Genomic DNA, 19,570 nt, shown 5'->3' with positions numbered 1-19,570 from the left:
CCCATGAACCAAACTCTCTCAGCCACTGACCGGAATAATCATGCCCTTGCCATGGGCCGCCGCGTTCTGGAAATCGAAGCCGCCGCCGTAGCGGCGCTGGCGCTTCGCTTGGGTGATGAATTCAAGGCGGCAGTTGCGTTGATACTCGAAACCCATGGCCGAGTGATTGTCAGTGGGCTAGGTAAATCGGGTCACGTGGCGCGCAAAATTGCCGCCACGCTTGCCAGTACCGGCACACCAGCTTATTTTGTGCACGCCGCTGAAGCCGTGCATGGTGATCTGGGCATGATCACCCATGGTGATGTGCTCGTTGCTTTATCCAACTCAGGTGAGAATGACGAACTACTCACCATCGTGCCACTGGTTAAGCGGCTTGGCGGGCGGCTTATCGCCATCACAGGCAATGCAGCCTCCTCACTCGCCCAAGCGGCGGATGTGCACCTCGATGCCCGCGTCGACCAAGAAGCCTGCCCGTTGAATCTAGCCCCCACAGCCAGCACAACCGCTGCGCTGGCGCTGGGGGATGCGCTGGCGGTCGCGCTGTTAGATGCACGCGGTTTTGGCGAAGAAGACTTTGCCCGCTCGCACCCTGGCGGTGCCCTGGGACGCAAGCTGCTCACCCATGTGAGCGATGTCATGCAAACCAATGTCCCCAGCGTGATCATGGCGCAACCTGTACCCATCGCACTTTCCGCCATGACTCAGGGGGGAATGGGCATGGTCGTGGTGTATGCGGATGCTGCCAGCACTGGCACTAACGCCAACGCCGCGCCCGTGGGTATTTTTACCGACGGCGACTTACGCCGCGCGATGGCGCGCCTGGGCGATTTACGCACTATTGCAGTAAGCGACGTCATGACGCCCAACCCCCGCAGCATCGAGGCTCGCCGGTTAGCGGTAGAAGCGGTGGAGATGATGGAAATGCACAAGGTAAACCAGCTACTTGTTGTCGATGACCAAGGCAGACTTTGCGGCGCACTGAATATGCACGATTTGTTTCGCGCCAAAGTGGTCTGATGAATACTCCCCAAGACAAAGCCGCCAACATTGCCCTCATGGGGTTCGATGTCGACGGCGTGCTCACTAATGGCACGCTATATTTCACCTCGGCAGGCGATGAAATGAAAGCCTTCTCCAGCCTTGATGGCCACGGCCTTCGACTGCTCCAGCGCGTCGGTATCGAGGTGGTCATTATTAGTGGCCGCCGCTCTCGCGCACTCGAACTTCGAGCCCAAAACCTTGGCATCGAATCGCTGCATATGGACATTGATGATAAACGCGGCGTGATGAAAAAACTCATCGAGCAACGTGGGCTCGACTTTACGCGCGCGGGGTACATGGGCGACGATGTGGTTGATCTGCCTGTCCTTCGTGCTTGCGGCTTTTCAGCCACCGTGGCGGATGCTCATGCTGAAGTCATTAGTCGCGTTGACTACGTTGCCAGTAAAGGTGGGGGCAAAGGCGCGGTTCGTGAGGTCTGTGATTTGATTCTCCGTGCGCAAGGCCATTGGGATTCGCTCATGGCTGACTATCTGGCATGAAAGATCGCTCTTCGATGATCGTACCGCTTGTGCTAATGATGCTCTTGGTTGGCATTACCTACTGGATCAGTCATATCATGGAAGGAGAGGCCACATCCCGGCCGCTGCGACATGATCCGGATTACATCATCTCGCACTTCAAGGTGCGGCGATTTGATGTCAATGGCATGCTACAGCACACGCTAATTGCCGAAAAAATGACGCATTATCCTGATGACGACACGACACTTGTGATCAGCCCTCATCTCATCAACCATCGACATCCGCAAACCGAGATTTTTGCGCAGCAAGCGCTTGTCAGCAAAGACTCGAAAGAAGTCGACTTTATCAATGACGTTCGCGTGGTGCGTCAGGGAATAGATACACAGGCACTTCCCACCATAATGGAAACCCGCCTGCTCAAGATTTTTCCCGATGATGAAGCTGGCTACACCTTAACGCCAGTCATTATTACCCAGGGCAAGAGCATCATCAACGGCAGCCGTCTCGAGCTCGACAACAAATCCGGTATTTCGGTGCTACATGGCCGTGTGACCGGCACCCTTTACCGCAACCAGGCCACCTCGCCATGAAATCTTTCCGCTACGCTTCTCACAACTTATTGACCTGTATCGCCCTTGCAGTGCTGATGAGCGGGTCTCCTGCCGCCCAGGCTGAAAAAGCAGATCGCGACAAACCCACCAATATCGAGGCGGATACTGTCACCGTCGATGACAAGAAAAAAATACAGATTTTTGAAGGCAATGTGCAATTGACCAAAGGCACCTTAATTTTTCGTGCCGATCGCATTGTAGTAACGCAAGACGAAAACGGCTTTCAGCGTAGCGTCTCTACCGGTACAAACGCGCTACCCCGCTTTCGTCAAAAACGCGAAGGACGCGATGAGTACATTGAGGGTGAGGCCGAGCGAATTGAGTACGATGCGAAAACCGAAAAAACGGATTTTTACAACCGTGCCTGGGTCAAAAGCGGGATGGATGAAGTGCGCGGTCAGTTCATCTCCTACGACGGGAAAACAGAAAACTACGTTGTTACCAGTGGACCAAACGGCACCCGCGCCAAGCCTGGCAGCAGCGAGCGTGTTCGCGCAGTCATCCAGCCGCGCAACACCACACCCTCGCCATCTACGACTCCGGCACCACCTCAACCAGCACGATCAGGCGGCCTTTCTTTAAAAGAGGCCACAACACTTAGCCCCCCGCGTAAGGAGACTTCAGAATGAACTACGAAAACATTATCGTCGCAACTCATGGCAAAGTCGGGCTTATTACCCTGCACCGTCCCGAAGTGCTCAATGCCCTGAATGATGGACTGATTGATGACCTGGGTGCTGCTTTGCGTCTCTTTGAAGCCGATGAAAACATCGGCTGCATTGTGGTCACCGGCTCAGAAAAAGCCTTTGCCGCCGGTGCTGATATTGCCGCGATGGTGAATTGGGACTACATGGAGGTCTATAAAACCAATTTCATCACCCGCAATTGGGACTGCATTGCCCAATGCCGGAAACCCGTCATTGCTGCAGTCGCTGGCTTCGCGTTGGGCGGCGGGTGCGAGCTCGCCATGACCTGCGATATGATTTATGCGGCCGACACCGCTAAATTTGGCCAACCTGAAGTAAAACTCGGCATTCTCCCTGGTGCGGGGGGTACACAACGCCTGCCACGCGCCGTAGGTAAAGCCAAAGCCATGGATCTCTGCCTTAGTGCGCGCCTCATGGACGCTGAAGAAGCGGAACGCTGCGGCCTCGTTGCGCGCATTATTCCCGCTGCCAAACTGCTGGAAGAAACGCTAGCCGCCGCCGCGACCATCGCTAATTTTTCATTGCCCATGCTGATGATGATCAAAGAGAGCGTCAACCGTGCCTGGGAATCCAGCCTGCATGAGGGTTTGCTGTTCGAACGCCGCACTATTCATGCCGCCTTTGCCATGGATGACCGCAAAGAAGGGATGGCTGCCTTTCTGCAAAAACGAAAGCCAGTTTTTAAAAACCGGTAAAATTTCCGGGATAAGCCTCGGTATAGAAAGAGTGACGCAAAATCACTCTGATATTTTTTGCTGTTCCGCATTAAATTTTCAATTATTTTTTTTCATAAATACTCAAGTAACTGTTTTAATTTAAAATTAAATTAAATAAATATTTGTGCTTTGCAACAAAAATAGCTTGACATTCGAATTTATCTCCCTATAATTCGAATCATGTTGCAACGCACCATCTCTCTAAAAAGTATCTGGAGTGAAGACATCGGTGCTCAGAGTTAAAGGTTGTAACTAAAGTTTAGGTTTTTTGTCTCTTAACTGAAGTTTCAAACTGGTTTTATTTAGAACTGACCTGCAGCTACCGCTACTCAACTTTTTTAATTACCTTTTAGGGAACTGATCATGAACAAATTACCTGCTCAATTTGCCGAAGCCAACAAAGCCGGCGTCGAAGCACTGCTGACCATTGCCAATACCGTTTTTGCCAGCGCTGAGCGCTTGGCTGCACTTAACCTGAACACCGCCCGTGCAATGCTTGAAGACAGCGTTGCTAACACCAAGGCGTTGCTTTCTGCAAAAGATGTTCAAGAGCTGGCCAGCATGCAGGCAACATTGGCCCAGCCTTCACTCGAAAAAGCCGTTGCATACTCACGCAGCATTTATGAAATCGCTACGCAAACCCAAGGCGAATTGGCCAAGGTTTCTGAGGCACAAATGGCTGAAATGAAATCTGCTATGGCCAACGCCCTGGATCAATCGCTCAAGAATGCGCCAGCAGGTTCTGAGGTTGCTGTGGCTGCTGTGAAATCGGCCATCGCTGCGGCTAATTCGGCGTATGACAATATGACCAAGGCTGCCAAACAAGTAACCGAAATGGCTGAAGCCAACGTCGCTGCTGCGACAACGGCAACCATCCATGCAGTAGGTTCCGGCAGCTCAGCTGCAAAAAGCAAAAGATCGGCTTAATTACTTTTTAGCTACGAAATAGTTTTTTCTTGTTCATTTAGTTTTACCGTCTCGTCTCCTCCTCCAGTCCGCAAAGGACTGGTTTAAACCCGATACCTCGGTATCGGGTTTTTTTTATTCTTTTTTAGAAAGTCGGCGCTGGCGATACGGCGCGATGTAATCCCCGCCGCTTGACGGGGTGCCAAGGGATACCTTCGTGAGAATCAGGATAACCCGAGCAGTTCCACCTCGAACACCAAGGTTGCATTCGGTGGAATAACCCCGCCGGCACCCCGTGCGCCGTAGCCGAGATCAGCAGGAATAGTCAACGTACGTGTGCCCCCAATTTTCATGCCGACTACACCTTCATCCCAACCTGCAATGACTCGACGCCCGCCCAGTAAAAACTCGAAAGGCTCATTGCGGTCTTTACTTGAATCAAACTTGCGCCCATCCGTGAGCCAGCCCGTGTAATGCACCGTGACGGTTTGCCCGGCACACGCTTGTTCGCCACTGCCTTCAATGACGTCTTCAATCTTCAAGCCACTGGCAGTCGTTGTTTGATTCATTTTTCTTGGCTCCGGTAAGTTAATTTAATTAAAAGAAAATTTGCTGCTGCATACCCTTCGGCATAGCCGGGCCGAAGATACTATCCGCTGCTTGCGCTGGCAAGGGACACGAAAAGAAATATCCCTGAAATTTGTGACAACCCAGACCGATAAGTACATTGAGCTGATCCAGCCGTTCAACGCCTTCGGCAATAGTGTCCAGCCCCATACTTTTCGCCAAGCCGACAACTGCCGTGACGATGGCCACATCATCCCTATCAGCTGTCACGTCGCGTACAAAACTCTGATCGATTTTGAGCTTGTGCACCTGAAAACGTTTGAGATAGCTCAAACTTGAATAGCCCGTACCAAAATCATCAACGGTGATTCTCACCCCGAGCGCCGCCAGTTCATCAAGTATCGCGATCGTTTCGACGGCATCATGCATCAAGCTGGATTCTGTAATTTCCAATTCAAGAAAGCTTGCTGGCTGGCCGGTTTCCAAAAGGATTCGGCGTACGGTATCAGCCAGCCTCGGCTGGCGGAACTGTCGCGGCGACAAGTTTATAGAGATCGGCATCGCAGGTCTGCCGGCCTCTTGCCACAGGCAATTTTGACGCAATGCTTCTACCAGAACCCATTCACCCAAAGGCACGATCAACCCCGTCTCCTCGGCTATCGGGATAAAGTCGCTGGGCATGATGACCCCATGAACAGGATCGTTCCATCGAACTAATGCCTCCATGCCACAAACAGTATGGCTGCTCCAGTCTATTAGCGGTTGATAATGCAACACCATTTGCCCCACTTTAATCGCTTGTTGCAAACGCTGTTCGATCGCGAAAAACCGTGAAGCCTGTTCGTCCATTTTGGATGAATACAGACGAAAGGTATTACGCCCCGCATCTTTGGCGTGATACATCGCCGCATCGGCATTTTTCATTAACAATACAGCGTCGCTTGCATCATCCGGATAAATACTGATGCCTATCGACGGCGTAGCCTGCAACGCATGTCCCTCGATCATGATCACGGGCTCCAGAACCGCCAAAATCTTTTCAGCCACCAGCAACGCATCGCCAACAGAAGAAATTTCATGCAAGAGAATGACAAATTCATCGCCGCCAATACGCGACACGGTATCGACAGCACGCACTATACCGGTCAACCGTTGAGCCACATGTTTAAGCAACTCGTCACCAATCGCGTGTCCTAAAGTATCGTTGATTTTCTTGAAGCGATCCAGATCAAGAAACATCACAGCCGCTTGATGACGATTGCGCTGCCCACTGGCAAGTACTTGTTCCAGACGATCATGGAGCAGCACCCGATTGGGCAATCCGGTCAAGCTATCATGATGCGCAATTTCCCACACATTCCGTTCAGCGCGTATGCGCTCTGATATTTCCTGTTGCAGCTGAATCACAACGGATTCAAGTTCTCTAGTGCGCTCCAGAACGCGACTTTCAAGCACGTCATGGGCATCTCGCAGGGTTTCTTCTGCCAATCGACGATCAGTAATGTCTTCGAGCATCCATACTGCCCCAGCCTCAGGATGAGTGGCATCAAAAGCTGTTCCCACCATACGCAACCATAATGGTGGGCGCCCGTCGTCATGCAGGTACTTTTGCTCCGTACTAAAAATTTGCCCTAGTTGGAACTTCGTCCATGCGAATTGCTGGAGACGTTCATACGTCTCATCGTCAGGAAAAAATAGTTCCTTCGACTGATCAATAGAGAACGCAGCAACCATGCTCCGAATATCTTCCCAGCGCTGATTACTTCGGACAATCCGGCTTTCCCGAATAATGGCGACACCCATGGCTTGCGATTCAAAAATCGCCGTCAGCTCATGTGTTCGATTCTCCAGAGACTGATTAATCAGACGTTCTTCACTAATATCTTCGATGGTCCACAGTGTGCCATCGACCACGCGTTGCGGATTAAGCGCCCGCCCGCGTAAACGACACCACACACGGCGACCATCTTTGCGCTGCATTTCATAGTCTGTCTGAAATAATTCACCCGCCGCAAGCAGCCTGCCGGCCTGCTTGCCCAACAACTCATAATCAACTTCACTTGGGTATAACATCACAGCCTTCCGCCCGACGAGCTCTTCAACCGTGTAACCAAAAATCGCCGCACATTGCTCGTTGGCTTGCACCAGTAGACTCTGCCGGGTAAACAAGATGCCTATGGGCGCATTTTTCATGATTGCATCCAGCCCCAGCTGCGCAGTCATGGCGCGGTATGCTAGCGGCGGCATGGAGGTTTTTATGACAGCCATTAGATTTCTTTCGCAGCCCGGTTGTTTTTTCTGGGGTCTCCTGAGCCGATTTGTTCGAGGAGCTGCAATATAGCAACCGTATCAGCCTCGCCCAACCCAACACCCACCAGAGCATTAAATACCTGCGCTGCTGCCGCAGTAGCGGGGAGCATCAGACCCAGGCGATGCGCTTCATTCATCACGATGCGCAAATCCTTCTGTTGCATCCAGGCCTTAAACCCCGGAGAAAAATTTCGCTCCAGCATGCGCTGGCCATGATTTTCCAGAATCCTTGAGTAAGCGGCCCCTCCTAATAAAGCCTCCCGCACGCGCGCGGGATCGACACCGCTTTGCCGCGCAAAATTTAGCGCCTCAGCCACTGCGACGACTGTCACACCGCCCAAAATCTGATTACATGCTTTCGCCACCTGGCCAGCACCGCACTCGCCAATCCAGGTAATCGTTTTCCCCATACATGAAAGAACGGGTTTAACTTGCTCGAACACCTCATAAGCGCCGCCCACCATGATCGTTAACGTTGCATTGATCGCGCCGATTTCTCCCCCTGAAACGGGTGCATCAAGGAAGCGGATACCTTGCTCGGCCAAACGAATACCAATCTGGCGTGCGGCATCGGGGGCAATCGTACTCATGTCAATCACGCACGAACCCGCCTTTGCGCCCGCAATGACACCATGCTCACCCAAGCAGACAGCCTCGACATCCGGGCTATCAGACACCATGGTAATGACCACATCGGCATGCTGTGCAACGCCCGCAGGACAGTCATGGATTACGGCCGACGTCGTAGCAAACGGCTGCAAAGAAGCTTCGCGCCGTGCCCACAAATGCAGTATATGGCCCGCCTGTGCCAGATGGTGCGCCATCGGCCGCCCCATCAAACCCAGACCAATAAAACCAATGTTCATTGTGCAACCTCCATCAACCAATGGCCCGAGTAATCAGCGGTATGTATTGCTCAGGCAAACGAAGCGCGCCCGATAGCGCGAATTGATGCGCCTTATCAGACATTTTTTGCCATGTTTTACGAATAATGTCGATCCATTTTTCTTCATCGTAATCCGGTTTGCTGACCACAAAACTGCACAAATAATGCTCGATAAAAACCAGACCAGCAACATCTTCCAGTAATTGGCTATCCGGATTGCTTTTCAGGCGCCGTTTTGCAATGGCCGCTTGCGCGCGACCTATTGTGGCCTCGCCATATCCTGCCTGCCTCATCAAAGCCCCGGCGATCTCGGCATGCATGCGATACAAGCCCGTGCGCCACTGAAAATAGCCTTCTTTAGTCATCGGATAGTCACCGCGTGGCACGCTCCAGCGGCGAATATGTTGCGCACGCACCGCGAGCTGCACCGCCTCGTCCGCCTCGGGCGCATAGCGGTGGAGCATGTCGCTCATACGCTGGCTATACAGCAACTCCTTAGGCTGGCCCGCCTCCTGGTTCGGGTCTTCACGATTCGCTGCATCAAACAGCGCCATCGCTCGCGTAAAACACGCCACATCTTCAATACCATTGCCATTGGTCACATTAGCTTTCAGCGACGAAGTCATATCATCATGATGCGCATTCATGGGCATTTTTAGTTCTCTAGTCATGAGCGATAATCCGCGTTAATTTTGACATAGTCATACGAAAGATCGCAGGTCCATACCTGCGCATTAGCTGCGCCGCGTCCCAAATCGACCTGCACCTTAATTTCAGCGGCCTGCATAATGCGCGCGCCATCTTCTTCGCGATAACTCTCAGCGCGTCCGCCTTGGGCAGAAACCAGTATCAGCTCTCCGCCGCTGCCCAGCCAAACACGCACACCTGATACCGCCAGATCATCAACGCCCGCATAACCAATTGCAGCAAGAATACGGCCGAGATTCGGGTCTGAAGCAAAAAATGCCGTTTTGATGAGCGGTGAATGCGCAATGGCATAACCCACCTGACGACATTCCGCAGGCGTTTTACCCCCGCTGACCGCTACCGTAATGAATTTTGTCGCCCCTTCGCCATCGCGCACAATGGCTTGCGCCAACTCTTGTGCTACGCCAATCACCGCCTCACGTACCGCAGGCCAATGGGGTGAGTATTCGTTTTCGATCAGCAAACCACTGGCACCTGTGGCCATGAGAATGAAGGAATCGTTGGTTGATGTATCGCCATCCACGGTAATGCAATTGAATGACACATCCGCGGCTTCTTTTGCGAGCTGCTGCAACAAGCCTGGTGCCACGCCCGCATCTGTCGCCACAAATCCGAACATGGTCGCCATATTCGGCCGTATCATGCCGGCGCCTTTGGACATGCCCGTCACCGTCAGCGAAAAGTCGGCGCTGGCGATACGGCGCGAAGCCGCCTTGGCCACCGTGTCAGTCGTCATGATGGCATGCGCAGCAGCATGCCAATTGTTTTCGGATAAATCAGCATGCGCCGCCGGTAGTGCGGCCACTAGACGCTCTGTCGGCAAATGTTCCAGAATCACGCCCGTAGAGAACGGTAAAATATCACCGTGAGCACACCCCAGTAGTTGCGCCACCGCAGCACAGGTAGCATGTGCCGCAGCCAGGCCCTGCTCGCCCGTGCCCGCATTGGCGATGCCCGTATTGATCACCAACCCACGCATGCCCGCTGTTTCTGCCAGGTGCTCGCGACACACGATGACTGGCGCGGCACAAAAACGATTTTGCGTAAAAACCCCTGCCACATGACTGCCCGGCGTTAAAGCAATCAACGTCAGATCAGGCCGATTTTTCTTGCGAATTCCAGCTTGCGCCGTGCCCAGCCGAACACCTGCCACAGGCAATAAGGCAGAGGCATCAGGGGTTGTGTAATTAACAGGCATACTGCTCCTTTTGCTCCTTTTATGATTCAAAAACCACGTGCCACAGCGCACGCACAGCGTTTATCTGCGGCTCTATCTCGTCTGGCGATACATTTGCCTGTGCAAAATTCAACCGCAGACCATGTTGCCGATGACGAAAATCACGATACGCATTGCGCGCTGCATTGGCTAGCTCAGCGGGAATCAATGACAAATCCGCTGCAATTTTTAATAGCGCAATGTTACCCAAATTACCGGTTAACGCCGTATGTTTATGGGCATAACCCAGCACCAGATATTGCACGATAAATTCCACATCAATCAGCCCGCCCGGATCGTGCTTCAAGTTGAAAATCTGCGCACGCTTATCGCCCCGCGTCGCATGGGCGTCAAGTATTTTTTGCCGCATGGCAAGCACATCTTCTTTGAGTTTGGCCAGATCACGCGCCTGGCATAACACGTCACGGCGAATGTCTTCGAATGCAGCACCCACCGTCACATCACCCGCCGAATAGCGCGCGCGGGTGAGCGCCTGATGCTCCCACACCCAGGCGGATTCGAGCTGATAAGCACGAAAGGCCGCAATCGAACTAACCACCAAACCCGCCTCACCATTCGGCCGCAGACGTAAATCCGTCTCGAATAACTGTCCGGCGGAAGTCTGTGCTGACAGCCAGGTATTCAGGCGCGTGCCCAGCCGGGAGTAAATTTCTCCTGCGTCAGGATCGGTATCATCGTAAAGAAAAACCAGATCAAGATCGGAGGCATAACCGAGCTCTTTGCCACCCAATTTACCGTAGCTAATCACCGCAAAGCGGGGTGATTCACGGTGACGTTTCGGCAGCTTTTTCCAGGCACATGCAAGCGCAGCCTCGAGCAGGCTATCTGCCAGATCAGAGAGATGATCAGACAATTTTTCTACCGTCAGCAGACCCGCCATATCTTGCATTAACACGCGAAAAACCTGCGCGTGGTGCTGCTCCCGCAACACATCCATCTGGCGTTCGGTATCCGGTTCTAGCGCTAATAGCGCCTGCTGCAGCTGACGACGAAACGCGGACCAGTCCGGCGCGACTTCAAGCAGGCGCTGATCTAGCAGCTCGTCCAGCAAAATCGGGTGTTGCTCAAGATAGCTCGCAGCCCAGCGTGAACTGCCGAGCAGATTGACCACTTTCTGCAACGCGATCGGGTATTGCTGAAGCAGCGCAAGGTAAGCCCCACGACGTGAAATGACATCGAGAAAACTTAACCCACGCAAGAGCGTTTCATCCGGATTACGCTCTTGCGATGCCGCCTCGATCAGCCGTGGAACCAGGACATCAAAACGGCGACGAATCTCATCCGGCATTTGCTGATATCGCGGAGCAACACGCAGCGCCGCAACCTGCATGGCTGCTGCCGTCGGATTGTGAAAGCCCAGTCGTTCAAAATCCTCGGTCACTTCGCTCGTGGCCTTGTGCCACAGCAAGTCCAGTGGATGCTGGTCAGCATCCGGGCTCGCAAAAACCTGCTCAAAATGGCCGGAAACGACCGCACGGTGTGCATTCAGCGTTGCAGTCAATGCGACAAAATCGACAAAATTCATTGACTGTGCAATGCGTTGTTGGTCATCGGGCAACGTCGGCAGCGTGTGCGTTTGCGCATCATCCAGATATTGCAGGCGGTGTTCAACGCGACGCAGAAAATCATAAGCGGATGCTAAAGCCATGGCGACTTCAGGCGGCAGGGTACGGTTGTCTGACAGCAGTTGTAGCACAGCGAGGGTTGGCTGCACTTGCAAAGTCGTATCGCGACCACCCCGAATCAGTTGGAAAACCTGCGCAATAAATTCGATCTCGCGGATGCCCCCCGGGCCAAGTTTGACATTATCCGCCTGATCTTTTTTCATCACTTCATGACGAATCTGCGCGTGCAGATCACGCATGGCATTAATCGCGCCAAAATCCAGATACTTGCGAAAAACAAACGGACGGCGAATATGCTCTAACTCATCATGGCGATCCCCCGTCAGCGGCCGCGCCTTGATCCAGGCATAGCGTTCCCACTCGCGGCCTTGGGTAATGAAGTAGTTTTCCAGCATATTGAAAGAACACACCAGCGGGCCAGAATCCCCGTTGGGACGCAAACGCATATCCACACGAAACACTTGGCCATCCGATGTGATGTCGGCCATGGCATTGATTAACCCGCGCCCCAGTCGAGTGAAAAACTCGCTATTGGAAATACTGCGCAATCCTGGACTCGCCGCGTCAGTGTCCCCATCATCGGGATAGGCAAAAATTAAATCAATGTCCGAAGATACATTTAACTCGCGCCCACCCAGCTTGCCCATGCCGATCACGACGAGCGATTGCTCAAGCCCATCCGCATTACGCGGCACACCATACCGCGCAACCAGCCCGCTCATCAACACGCTGACCGCCTGGTTGATTGCCAATTCGGCAATGCATGTCATGGTTTCCATCACCTCGGCCAAAGGCGCGAGATTCGCCAGATCACGCGTAGCAATACGCGCATAAGCCCATTGCTTGAACTGTCGCAATAACGGCTTCAAGCGCTCTTCTTCATTGCTGGGGATCGCCGCTTGCCTGGCGCCAAGCCAACCGGAAAGCTCAGTCCTCGTCACAGGCGTTTTGAGCGATGCGGCGACCTCAGCGGCAAGTGCTGGCTTAGTTGTTAGCAGCCTTTCCAGATAACGGGAGGCAGAAATACCATCGGCAATAGAGTGGGCAAGCACGTTGGCCATATAGGGCATCGGTTAGAATTCGAGTTCTGTTGTCGCTATTCTCGCCGCTTTCTGCTGACTTCAGTGTGTCCAATAGCATGATCTCCGTGCCCTTTTTACATGCCTAGAATTCCCTCTTTGCCTTCAGTAATCAATAATCGCTTATTGCGAGGTCTGCCTCGGTCACGTGGGTTTCTACGTATTTTGCGCATATTGTTCTGGGGCGCCGCCCTGCTCTATTTTGCAGTGGCATTTCTCGTCCTTACTCTGCGCTATGGCGTTTTGCCACAGATTGAAAATTATCGCGGCGATATAGAACAAGCCATCAGCACGGCAATCAAGCAACCGGTACGCATTCGCGCCATTGAAGCGCACTGGGCGGGGTTAAGACCTGTCCTCAATTTGCAGGGTGTCGAGATTCGCGACACATCCGGCCACCCGTTACTCAACCTTGAACACGTCGCCGCCGAGCCGGCCTGGGATTCACTCTGGCATGGTGAATTACGTCTGGCACGCCTGGAGTTGCTCGCACCACACATCGTGCTAAGCCGCGACAAAGCAGGCCGTTTCTTTGCGGCCGGGCTGGAAATCACGCCGCAACAAAATAATCAGGGAGACTTTTCCCGTTGGCTATTTGCACAACATCAGATTGTCATTCGTGACGCCGCCATCACCTGGCAGGACACCTTGCGCAACGCCCCGCCACTGGAGCTCAAACAGCTGAATTTTCAGCTCGACAACAGCAAACCATCACACCGTTTTGGCCTCACCGCCGAACCGCCCCGCGCCTTGGCGGCACGGCTGGATATTCGCGGCAACCTGCAAAGCCGCAACCTGAATCAACTGGCAACATGGTCAGGTGAAACGTATGCTGAAATTGATTACGCTGATCTTGCCGGGTGGCGCGCCTGGGTTGATTATCCCGTATCGATACCTCAAGGCAGCGGTGCCTTGCGGCTGTGGCTCAATTTTGCAAACGCCCAACTCACAGCCGTTACCGCCGATGTACGCCTGGCAGACGTGCGTCTGCAACTGCGCCCGGATCTTCCCGAGCTGGATTTATTAAGGCTGGATGGCAAACTCGCCGCAGAACGTCTTGACGGCGGGTTTTCCGGGTCCAGCAAACGCTTGACACTGACCACCCGCAACGGGCTGACCCTGCCACCGACAGACATCACGGTGCGCTGGCAAAATAAAACACCGCAACAAACAACGCTAGCCGAAATAAGTTTATTGCGTCTGAGCAAGCGGAGGAAACAAAATGAGCAAAATGAGCCCAGCGGCAGCTTCACTGCCAATCAGCTTGACCTAGACACCCTATCAAAGCTAGCCGGTTTTCTCCCGCTGGATGAAGCGGCTCGTGCGCAACTGAACCGTTACTCACCCCAAGGAAAGCTGACTGATCTAAGTCTCAACTGGCAGGGCCCCATTGATCATCTGCAACACTGGTCAATCAACAGTCACATAAAAAACCTTGGCTTGAGCAGCCTCGGTCCTATCGCCCGCATTTCCGGCATCAACGGCCATATCTCTGGAACGGATCAGGATGGCACCGTTGAGCTGGATGGGAAGAACAGCGAGATTGTGCTTCCCACGATCTTTGCCGAGCCAAACCTTGCGTTAGAAACCTTCACCACGCAAGCCAAATGGAAAAATACTGGCAATGATTTAAGCGTTCAATTGATAAAAACCACCTTCAGTAACTCCGATGCTGCTGGGGAGGTCAGTGGCACCTGGCATGCCTTGACCACCGGACCAGGCGAGATCAATCTCTTCGCCCGTCTTACGCGCGGCAAGGGCAATGCCGTCTGGCGCTATATACCGCTTGCTGTCGGCCAGACCACACGTGACTGGCTCCGTAGTAGCATTCTCGCAGGCACAGCAAGCGAAGCGAGCCTCACGCTCAAGGGTGATTTACGCCACTTTCCCTTTCGCGGTGGGCCGAGCAAAAACCAAGGCGGCCTCTTTGAGGTACGCGGCAAATTCAGCGGGGTTACGCTGAACTATGCCACCGGCTGGCCTGATATCACCGGCATCGATGGCGAACTTCTGTTCGCCGGGGAACGCATGCTGATCACGGGGAAAACCGGCCGCATCTTCGGCGTCGATCTACGCGATGTGCATGCAGAAATTGTCGATCTTGAATCGCCAGAAGAACTGCTCACTGTCACCGGCAAAGCGGCTGGCCCCACCACAGACTTCCTACGCTACATCGAAGCCAGCCCGGTGGGAAATCGCATCGATCACTTCACCGAGAACATGCAAGCCGATGGCAAGGGTGAGCTGGATCTCACACTTGATCTACCGCTGCGCCGCCTGGACACCACAAAGCTTGCGGGCAAGTACCGCTTTGATGGCAATCGGCTAACCGTGGATGCCGACCTACCGCCACTGGCCGACGTGCGCGGGCAGTTGCAATTTTCCGCCGATCATCTTGAAGCCCGTGATATTCGCGGCACGCTGCTGGGGATGCCAATGGCAGCGAACATCACCACTAGCGATAGTGGTGTTCAGGTCAGTGCCGCTGGCGAATTTACTGTCGCCGCATTGCGCCGCCAGTTTTCTCATCCGATGTTCGATCATCTTTCCGGCGGCGCAAAATGGAATGGCGATATACGAGTGAAGAACAAATCTGCCGACGTCAAAATCACTTCCAATCTTGTCGGTCTTTCATCAAGCTTGCCTGAACCATTTAACAAATCCGCTAAAGAAGCTTTAGCTGCAAGCTTTGAACGTCACACCTTGACCAGAATTCGCGCCGAGACTACGCAAAAAGTCGGCGCTGCTGATACGCCACAAAGCTTTGAATCCACCTCTGGAAAGTACCCTTGGGGTGCGACACAGAGCAAGTCGCCCTCCGGGGCAGCGACAAAACCCTCGCCTGCGCCAAGGCACTCGTCCCCTGTAGCACCTCTACTGACACCAACCTCGCGCGATCTGCTGGATATTCGCGTGGGGTCCACCGCGCGGCTGCAGCTGGTTCGCCGTCGGGATGTCTCGCCATTCGTCATCACCCAGGGTCTGCTAACGTTAGGAGATGTCAGCCCCGCCTTGCCTGAGCGGCAATTGTTAGTAGCGGTGAACCTACCTAAGCTCGATGCCGATGCATGGCGTCGTCTCTTGCTGGTGAATACAGGAGGTAATCAAAAAGCTGCAACACCCTTGCCCCCGGTGCAATTCGATCTCCGCGTGGCCAACCTCAAATTTTTTGATAAAAATCTTCACGACGTTCGCGCCACAGGTAATCAAGCGGATGCGACTGTGACAAAGGGCGAATTAAAAAGTCGTGAGCTTTCAGGCAATCTGGAGTGGCAAAGCCCAGGCAAGGGAAAACTCATCGCCCGCCTGGATAAATTCTCCATACCAGAAACCAGTGTCACGCCGGCCGACCTGCAAGCGCAGGCCAACGACGTCATTAACGATTTGCCAGCGCTGGATATCAGCATTGGCGAACTGTCGCTGAAAAATCGTCCGCTGGGAAGCGTACATGTCACCGCCGAAAACCGTGATGCCGCATGGCATACGGTAATCAACGTCAAAAATGACGATGACAGCCTGCTGATCAAAGGCCGCTGGCGCCCGCCGCCGGGACAATCTGAAACACAGATTGATTTCGATTTAACATCAAACAATATTGAAAAGACCTTGTTCCGTCTGGGCTACCCGGAATCTATTCGTAGTGACCGTATCGGCCTTACAGGCCGCCTTACATGGCACGGCGCTCCGCTGACAATTGATTACCCCAGCCTCAACGGCAAACTGAAAATTGACACTGGAAAGGGGCAAATCAAAAAACTGGAACCCGGCGTAGGCCGTTTGCTGGGCATTTTCAGCTTGCAAACACTGATACGTCGCGTCACACTCGACTTTCGCGACATTTTTGGTGAAGGCTTTGCTTTCGATAGCATCAGAGGCGAGTTCGACTTCATTAATGGCATCATGGACACCACTGACCTAAAAATTCGGGCGCCTTCGGCCAAGATTTCCCTCAAAGGAACCATTAACCTGATCAATGAAACCCAAAATATGCAAGCACGCGTTCAACCTGCCCTTGGCGAGAGTGTGGCTGTCGGCACTATGCTGGCCAATCCGATTGCCGGTGCCGCCGTCTGGGCTGCCCAGAAAGTGCTGCAAGATCCTTTTGGCCAGATATTCACATTTGAATATCAGATTACCGGTCCCTGGGCTGACCCTAAAATTGAAAAAACAAGCCAAACGCCACTACCCGCAGCAGAAGGCGCCCCATGAAACTAGCTGCCCTACAGATGATTTCAGGCCCAGCTGTCGGCCCCAATCTTGACACCGCGGCGCGGCTGATCAACGAAGCAGCAACCGCCGGGGCACAGCTGATTGTCTTGCCCGAATACTTTCCACTGATTGGCGCAAGCGACGCAGAGCGTCTCGCCGCACGCGAAATGATCGGCCATGGGCCGATTCAGGATTTTTTATCCACGATGGCGCGCCAACAGGGTCTCTGGCTGGTCGGTGGCTCGCTGCCCCTGGTGTCTAACAACCCCGACAAAATGCGCAACACCTGCCTGGTTTTCGATCCGCAAGGCGAGCGTGTCGCGCGCTACGACAAGATTCATCTGTTTGGTTTTCACAAGGAAGATGAACACTACGACGAAGCCGCTACCATTGAGGCCGGCGATGAAGTCGTCACCTGCAACACGCCCTGTGGCCGGATGGGTTTATCCATCTGCTATGACCTGCGCTTTGCCGAACTTTACCGCCGCATGGGTGAAGTCAATCTGATCGTTGTACCCGCCGCCTTCACCGAAACCACCGGTCGCGCGCACTGGGAAATCCTGCTGCGTGCCCGCGCCATTGAAAATCAGTGTTATGTTGTTGCTGCAGCGCAAGGAGGTCGTCACCCCAATGGCCGCATGACTCACGGCAACAGCATGATCATCGACCCGTGGGGCGAAATACTCGCCCGCATTGACAAGGGTGAGGGCGTGGTTACTGCTGACTTTGATCCCCGGCGACTAGCCAGCATCCGCACACGATTGCCTGCGCTGCAGCACCGGACTCTCCAAGGAAAATCATGAACACAAACCACTTTCAAATCGCCGAAGAAACGCTTTTAGCGCCCTATGATCTCGCTCCGCACAAGCTGGAGCGCATCTTCGGCCAACTCATGAGTCACCATGTCGAGTTTGCTGATCTGTATTTTCAATATGCACGCTCCGAAGCCTGGAGCCTGGAAGAAGGCATTGTCAAATCGGGCAGTTTCAACATTGAGCAAGGTGTTGGCGTGCGTGCCATTTCCGGCGAAAAAACTGCCTTCGCTTATTCGGACGACATCAGTCTTAGCGCGTTGCAAACCGCCGCTGGCACCACTCGCGCCATTGCTGCCGCTGGCGCTCATCGCTTAGCCCCCGCGTTACGCCATCGCCGAGCCTCCCCTGCACTGTATGCCGCAGGTGACCCGATCAGTTCGCTGAAAGATGCCGAAAAAGTATCGCTACTTGAACGCCTGGAAGCCATGGCGCATGCCGCCGACCCACGTGTCAAAGAAGTCATGGCTCATATTGCGGGCACCTGGGAAGTGGTACTCGTGGCGAGATCCGACGGCCATATGGCGGCCGATGTTCGCCCGCTGGTGAGGGTTTCTCTCTCAGTCATCATGGAAGAAAATGGACGACGGGAACAAGGTTCTTCGGGTGGCGGCGGACGCTTTGATTACGCCTACTTTACCGATGATATGCTGCGCGAATATGCCCGTTGTGCGGTCCATCAAGCCAGCGTCAACCTGGCTGCAAAGCCTGCGCCTGCGGGCGAAATGACCGTTGTTCTCGGCCCCGGCTGGCCCGGCATTCTGCTGCATGAAGCCGTAGGTCACGGGCTGGAAGGCGACTTTAACCGCAAAGGCAGCTCAAATTTTTCCGGTCGACTCGGGCAGCGCGTCGCCGCCAAAGGCGTCACGGTAATCGATGATGGCACGCTGGCTGATCGACGTGGCTCGCTCACGGTGGATGACGAAGGCAACCCGACACAGCGCACTGTACTGATCGAAGACGGCATCCTCGTCGGCTATCTGCAGGACAGCCTGAACGCGCGCTTGATGGACATGGCGCCCACCGGCAACGGCCGCCGCGAATCCTTCGCCCACCTGCCCCTGCCACGGATGACCAATACCATGATGATGAACGGTGCGCATGATCCGCAGGAAATCATCAAGTCCGTAAAAAAGGGCCTCTACGCAGCCAACTTTGGTGGCGGTCAAGTCGATATCACTAGCGGCAAGTTTGTCTTTTCCACCGCCGAGGCTTACCTGATCGAAGACGGAAAAATCACCACGCCAGTGAAAGGCGCAACGCTCATCGGTAACGGGCCGGACGCCATGACGCGCGTCTCGATGATAGGTAACGACATGGCGCTAGATCCAGGCGTTGGCACCTGCGGCAAAGACGGCCAAAGCGTGCCGGTAGGCGTCGGTCAGCCGACTTTACGGATTGATGGGCTAACGGTGGGCGGTACGGCGTGAAGAAAATCACACCACACCTGCGAAAGCCGATACCGAAGCGGTAGTTCCCACCGCTCAAATACGCAAGAATTGTCGCAAAATAGCGACGAAAAAAAATACCCAACTTCATCGGGTTGCAAAATTCATGCGTCCCTTTGTCGCAATTGGACGACAAAGAATCTGTCCAACCCTTTTGCTGTATTCTGTAATCAACTGAAAATAATAATAAAAATTATTTGGCTTGGTCTTTGCTTAAGCTCTTTGT

15 protein-coding genes are annotated in these 19,570 nt (G+C 53.7%); 9 read left to right on the top strand and 6 right to left on the bottom strand.

Annotation, left to right across the window (positions count from 1 at the left end; genetic code table 11):
- The first annotated feature begins 3 nt into the window (after positions 1 to 3).
- The 6 genes from PG1C_RS05975 to PG1C_RS05950 all read left to right on the top strand — a co-directional run bounded on the left by PG1C_RS05975 (position 4) and on the right by PG1C_RS05950 (position 4,484).
- A complete protein-coding gene (locus PG1C_RS05975; RefSeq protein WP_202636477.1) occupies positions 4 to 1,017 on the top strand; it encodes a KpsF/GutQ family sugar-phosphate isomerase in 1,014 nt (337 codons plus the stop codon).
- Positions 1,017 to 1,541 (top strand): KdsC family phosphatase, encoded by a 525-nt coding sequence (locus PG1C_RS05970; protein ID WP_202636476.1) that lies wholly within the window; start codon positions 1,017 to 1,019, stop codon positions 1,539 to 1,541. The genes PG1C_RS05975 and PG1C_RS05970 overlap by 1 nt, the downstream gene beginning before the upstream one ends.
- A complete protein-coding gene (lptC, locus tag PG1C_RS05965) occupies positions 1,538 to 2,113 on the top strand; it encodes an LPS export ABC transporter periplasmic protein LptC (protein WP_202636475.1) in 576 nt (191 codons plus the stop codon). Before PG1C_RS05970 ends, lptC begins: the two co-directional genes overlap by 4 nt.
- 56 nt (positions 2,114 to 2,169) lie before the next feature.
- Positions 2,170 to 2,763: a lipopolysaccharide transport periplasmic protein LptA gene (lptA, locus tag PG1C_RS05960; protein WP_284431799.1), complete on the top strand. Its 594-nt coding sequence runs from the start codon at positions 2,170 to 2,172 to the stop codon at positions 2,761 to 2,763.
- A complete protein-coding gene (locus PG1C_RS05955) occupies positions 2,760 to 3,536 on the top strand; it encodes an enoyl-CoA hydratase (RefSeq protein ID WP_202636473.1) in 777 nt (258 codons plus the stop codon). Before lptA ends, PG1C_RS05955 begins: the two co-directional genes overlap by 4 nt.
- A gap of 384 nt (positions 3,537 to 3,920) precedes the next feature.
- A complete protein-coding gene (locus PG1C_RS05950) occupies positions 3,921 to 4,484 on the top strand; it encodes a phasin family protein (protein WP_202636472.1) in 564 nt (187 codons plus the stop codon).
- Positions 4,485 to 4,687: 203 nt separating this feature from the next.
- On the opposite strand, the gene PG1C_RS05945 is transcribed toward PG1C_RS05950, so the two are convergent.
- The 6 genes from PG1C_RS05945 to glnE are packed head-to-tail and all read right to left on the bottom strand — an operon-like array spanning position 4,688 to position 12,866.
- Positions 4,688 to 5,032: an FKBP-type peptidyl-prolyl cis-trans isomerase gene (locus PG1C_RS05945; protein WP_202636471.1), complete on the bottom strand. Its 345-nt coding sequence runs from the start codon at positions 5,030 to 5,032 to the stop codon at positions 4,688 to 4,690.
- 28 nt (positions 5,033 to 5,060) lie between these two features.
- A complete protein-coding gene (locus PG1C_RS05940; protein WP_202636470.1) occupies positions 5,061 to 7,253 on the bottom strand; it encodes a bifunctional diguanylate cyclase/phosphodiesterase in 2,193 nt (730 codons plus the stop codon).
- A gap of 44 nt (positions 7,254 to 7,297) precedes the next feature.
- Positions 7,298 to 8,206, bottom strand: coding sequence for an NAD(P)-dependent oxidoreductase (locus PG1C_RS05935; RefSeq protein ID WP_202636469.1), 909 nt, complete (start codon positions 8,204 to 8,206; stop codon positions 7,298 to 7,300).
- Positions 8,207 to 8,219: 13 nt separating this feature from the next.
- Complete coding sequence (locus PG1C_RS05930; protein ID WP_202636468.1) at positions 8,220 to 8,897, bottom strand: DUF4202 domain-containing protein; 678 nt, start codon at positions 8,895 to 8,897, stop codon at positions 8,220 to 8,222.
- Positions 8,894 to 10,132 carry a bifunctional glutamate N-acetyltransferase/amino-acid acetyltransferase ArgJ gene (argJ, locus tag PG1C_RS05925; protein ID WP_202636467.1) on the bottom strand — a complete coding sequence of 413 codons (1,239 nt, stop codon included), beginning with the start codon at positions 10,130 to 10,132 and terminating at the stop codon, positions 8,894 to 8,896. Before argJ ends, PG1C_RS05930 begins: the two co-directional genes overlap by 4 nt.
- 19 nt (positions 10,133 to 10,151) lie before the next feature.
- Entirely contained in the window at positions 10,152 to 12,866 is a 2,715-nt protein-coding gene (gene glnE / locus PG1C_RS05920; RefSeq protein ID WP_202636466.1) for a bifunctional [glutamate--ammonia ligase]-adenylyl-L-tyrosine phosphorylase/[glutamate--ammonia-ligase] adenylyltransferase, read from the bottom strand.
- A 90-nt stretch (positions 12,867 to 12,956) separates the two neighbouring features.
- Here glnE and PG1C_RS05915 point away from each other — a divergent pair, with 90 nt between their 5' ends.
- The 3 genes from PG1C_RS05915 to tldD are packed head-to-tail and all read left to right on the top strand — an operon-like array spanning position 12,957 to position 19,326.
- The gene (locus PG1C_RS05915; RefSeq protein ID WP_202636465.1) at positions 12,957 to 17,084 is read left to right on the top strand and encodes a YhdP family phospholipid transporter; all 4,128 of its coding nucleotides are present in this window, start codon (positions 12,957 to 12,959) and stop codon (positions 17,082 to 17,084) included.
- On the top strand, positions 17,081 to 17,887 hold the full coding sequence (locus PG1C_RS05910; RefSeq protein WP_202636464.1) for a carbon-nitrogen hydrolase family protein: 807 nt from the start codon (positions 17,081 to 17,083) through the stop codon (positions 17,885 to 17,887). The genes PG1C_RS05915 and PG1C_RS05910 overlap by 4 nt, the downstream gene beginning before the upstream one ends.
- A complete protein-coding gene (gene tldD, locus PG1C_RS05905; protein ID WP_202636463.1) occupies positions 17,884 to 19,326 on the top strand; it encodes a metalloprotease TldD in 1,443 nt (480 codons plus the stop codon). Before PG1C_RS05910 ends, tldD begins: the two co-directional genes overlap by 4 nt.
- The last annotated feature ends 244 nt before the right edge of the window (positions 19,327 to 19,570 follow it).

The sequence above is a fragment of the Rugosibacter aromaticivorans genome, from assembly GCF_000934545.1.
GTDB classification, from domain to species: Bacteria; Pseudomonadota; Gammaproteobacteria; order Burkholderiales; family Rhodocyclaceae; genus Rugosibacter; species Rugosibacter aromaticivorans.
This window is presented reverse-complemented; position numbering and strand designations above follow the sequence as displayed.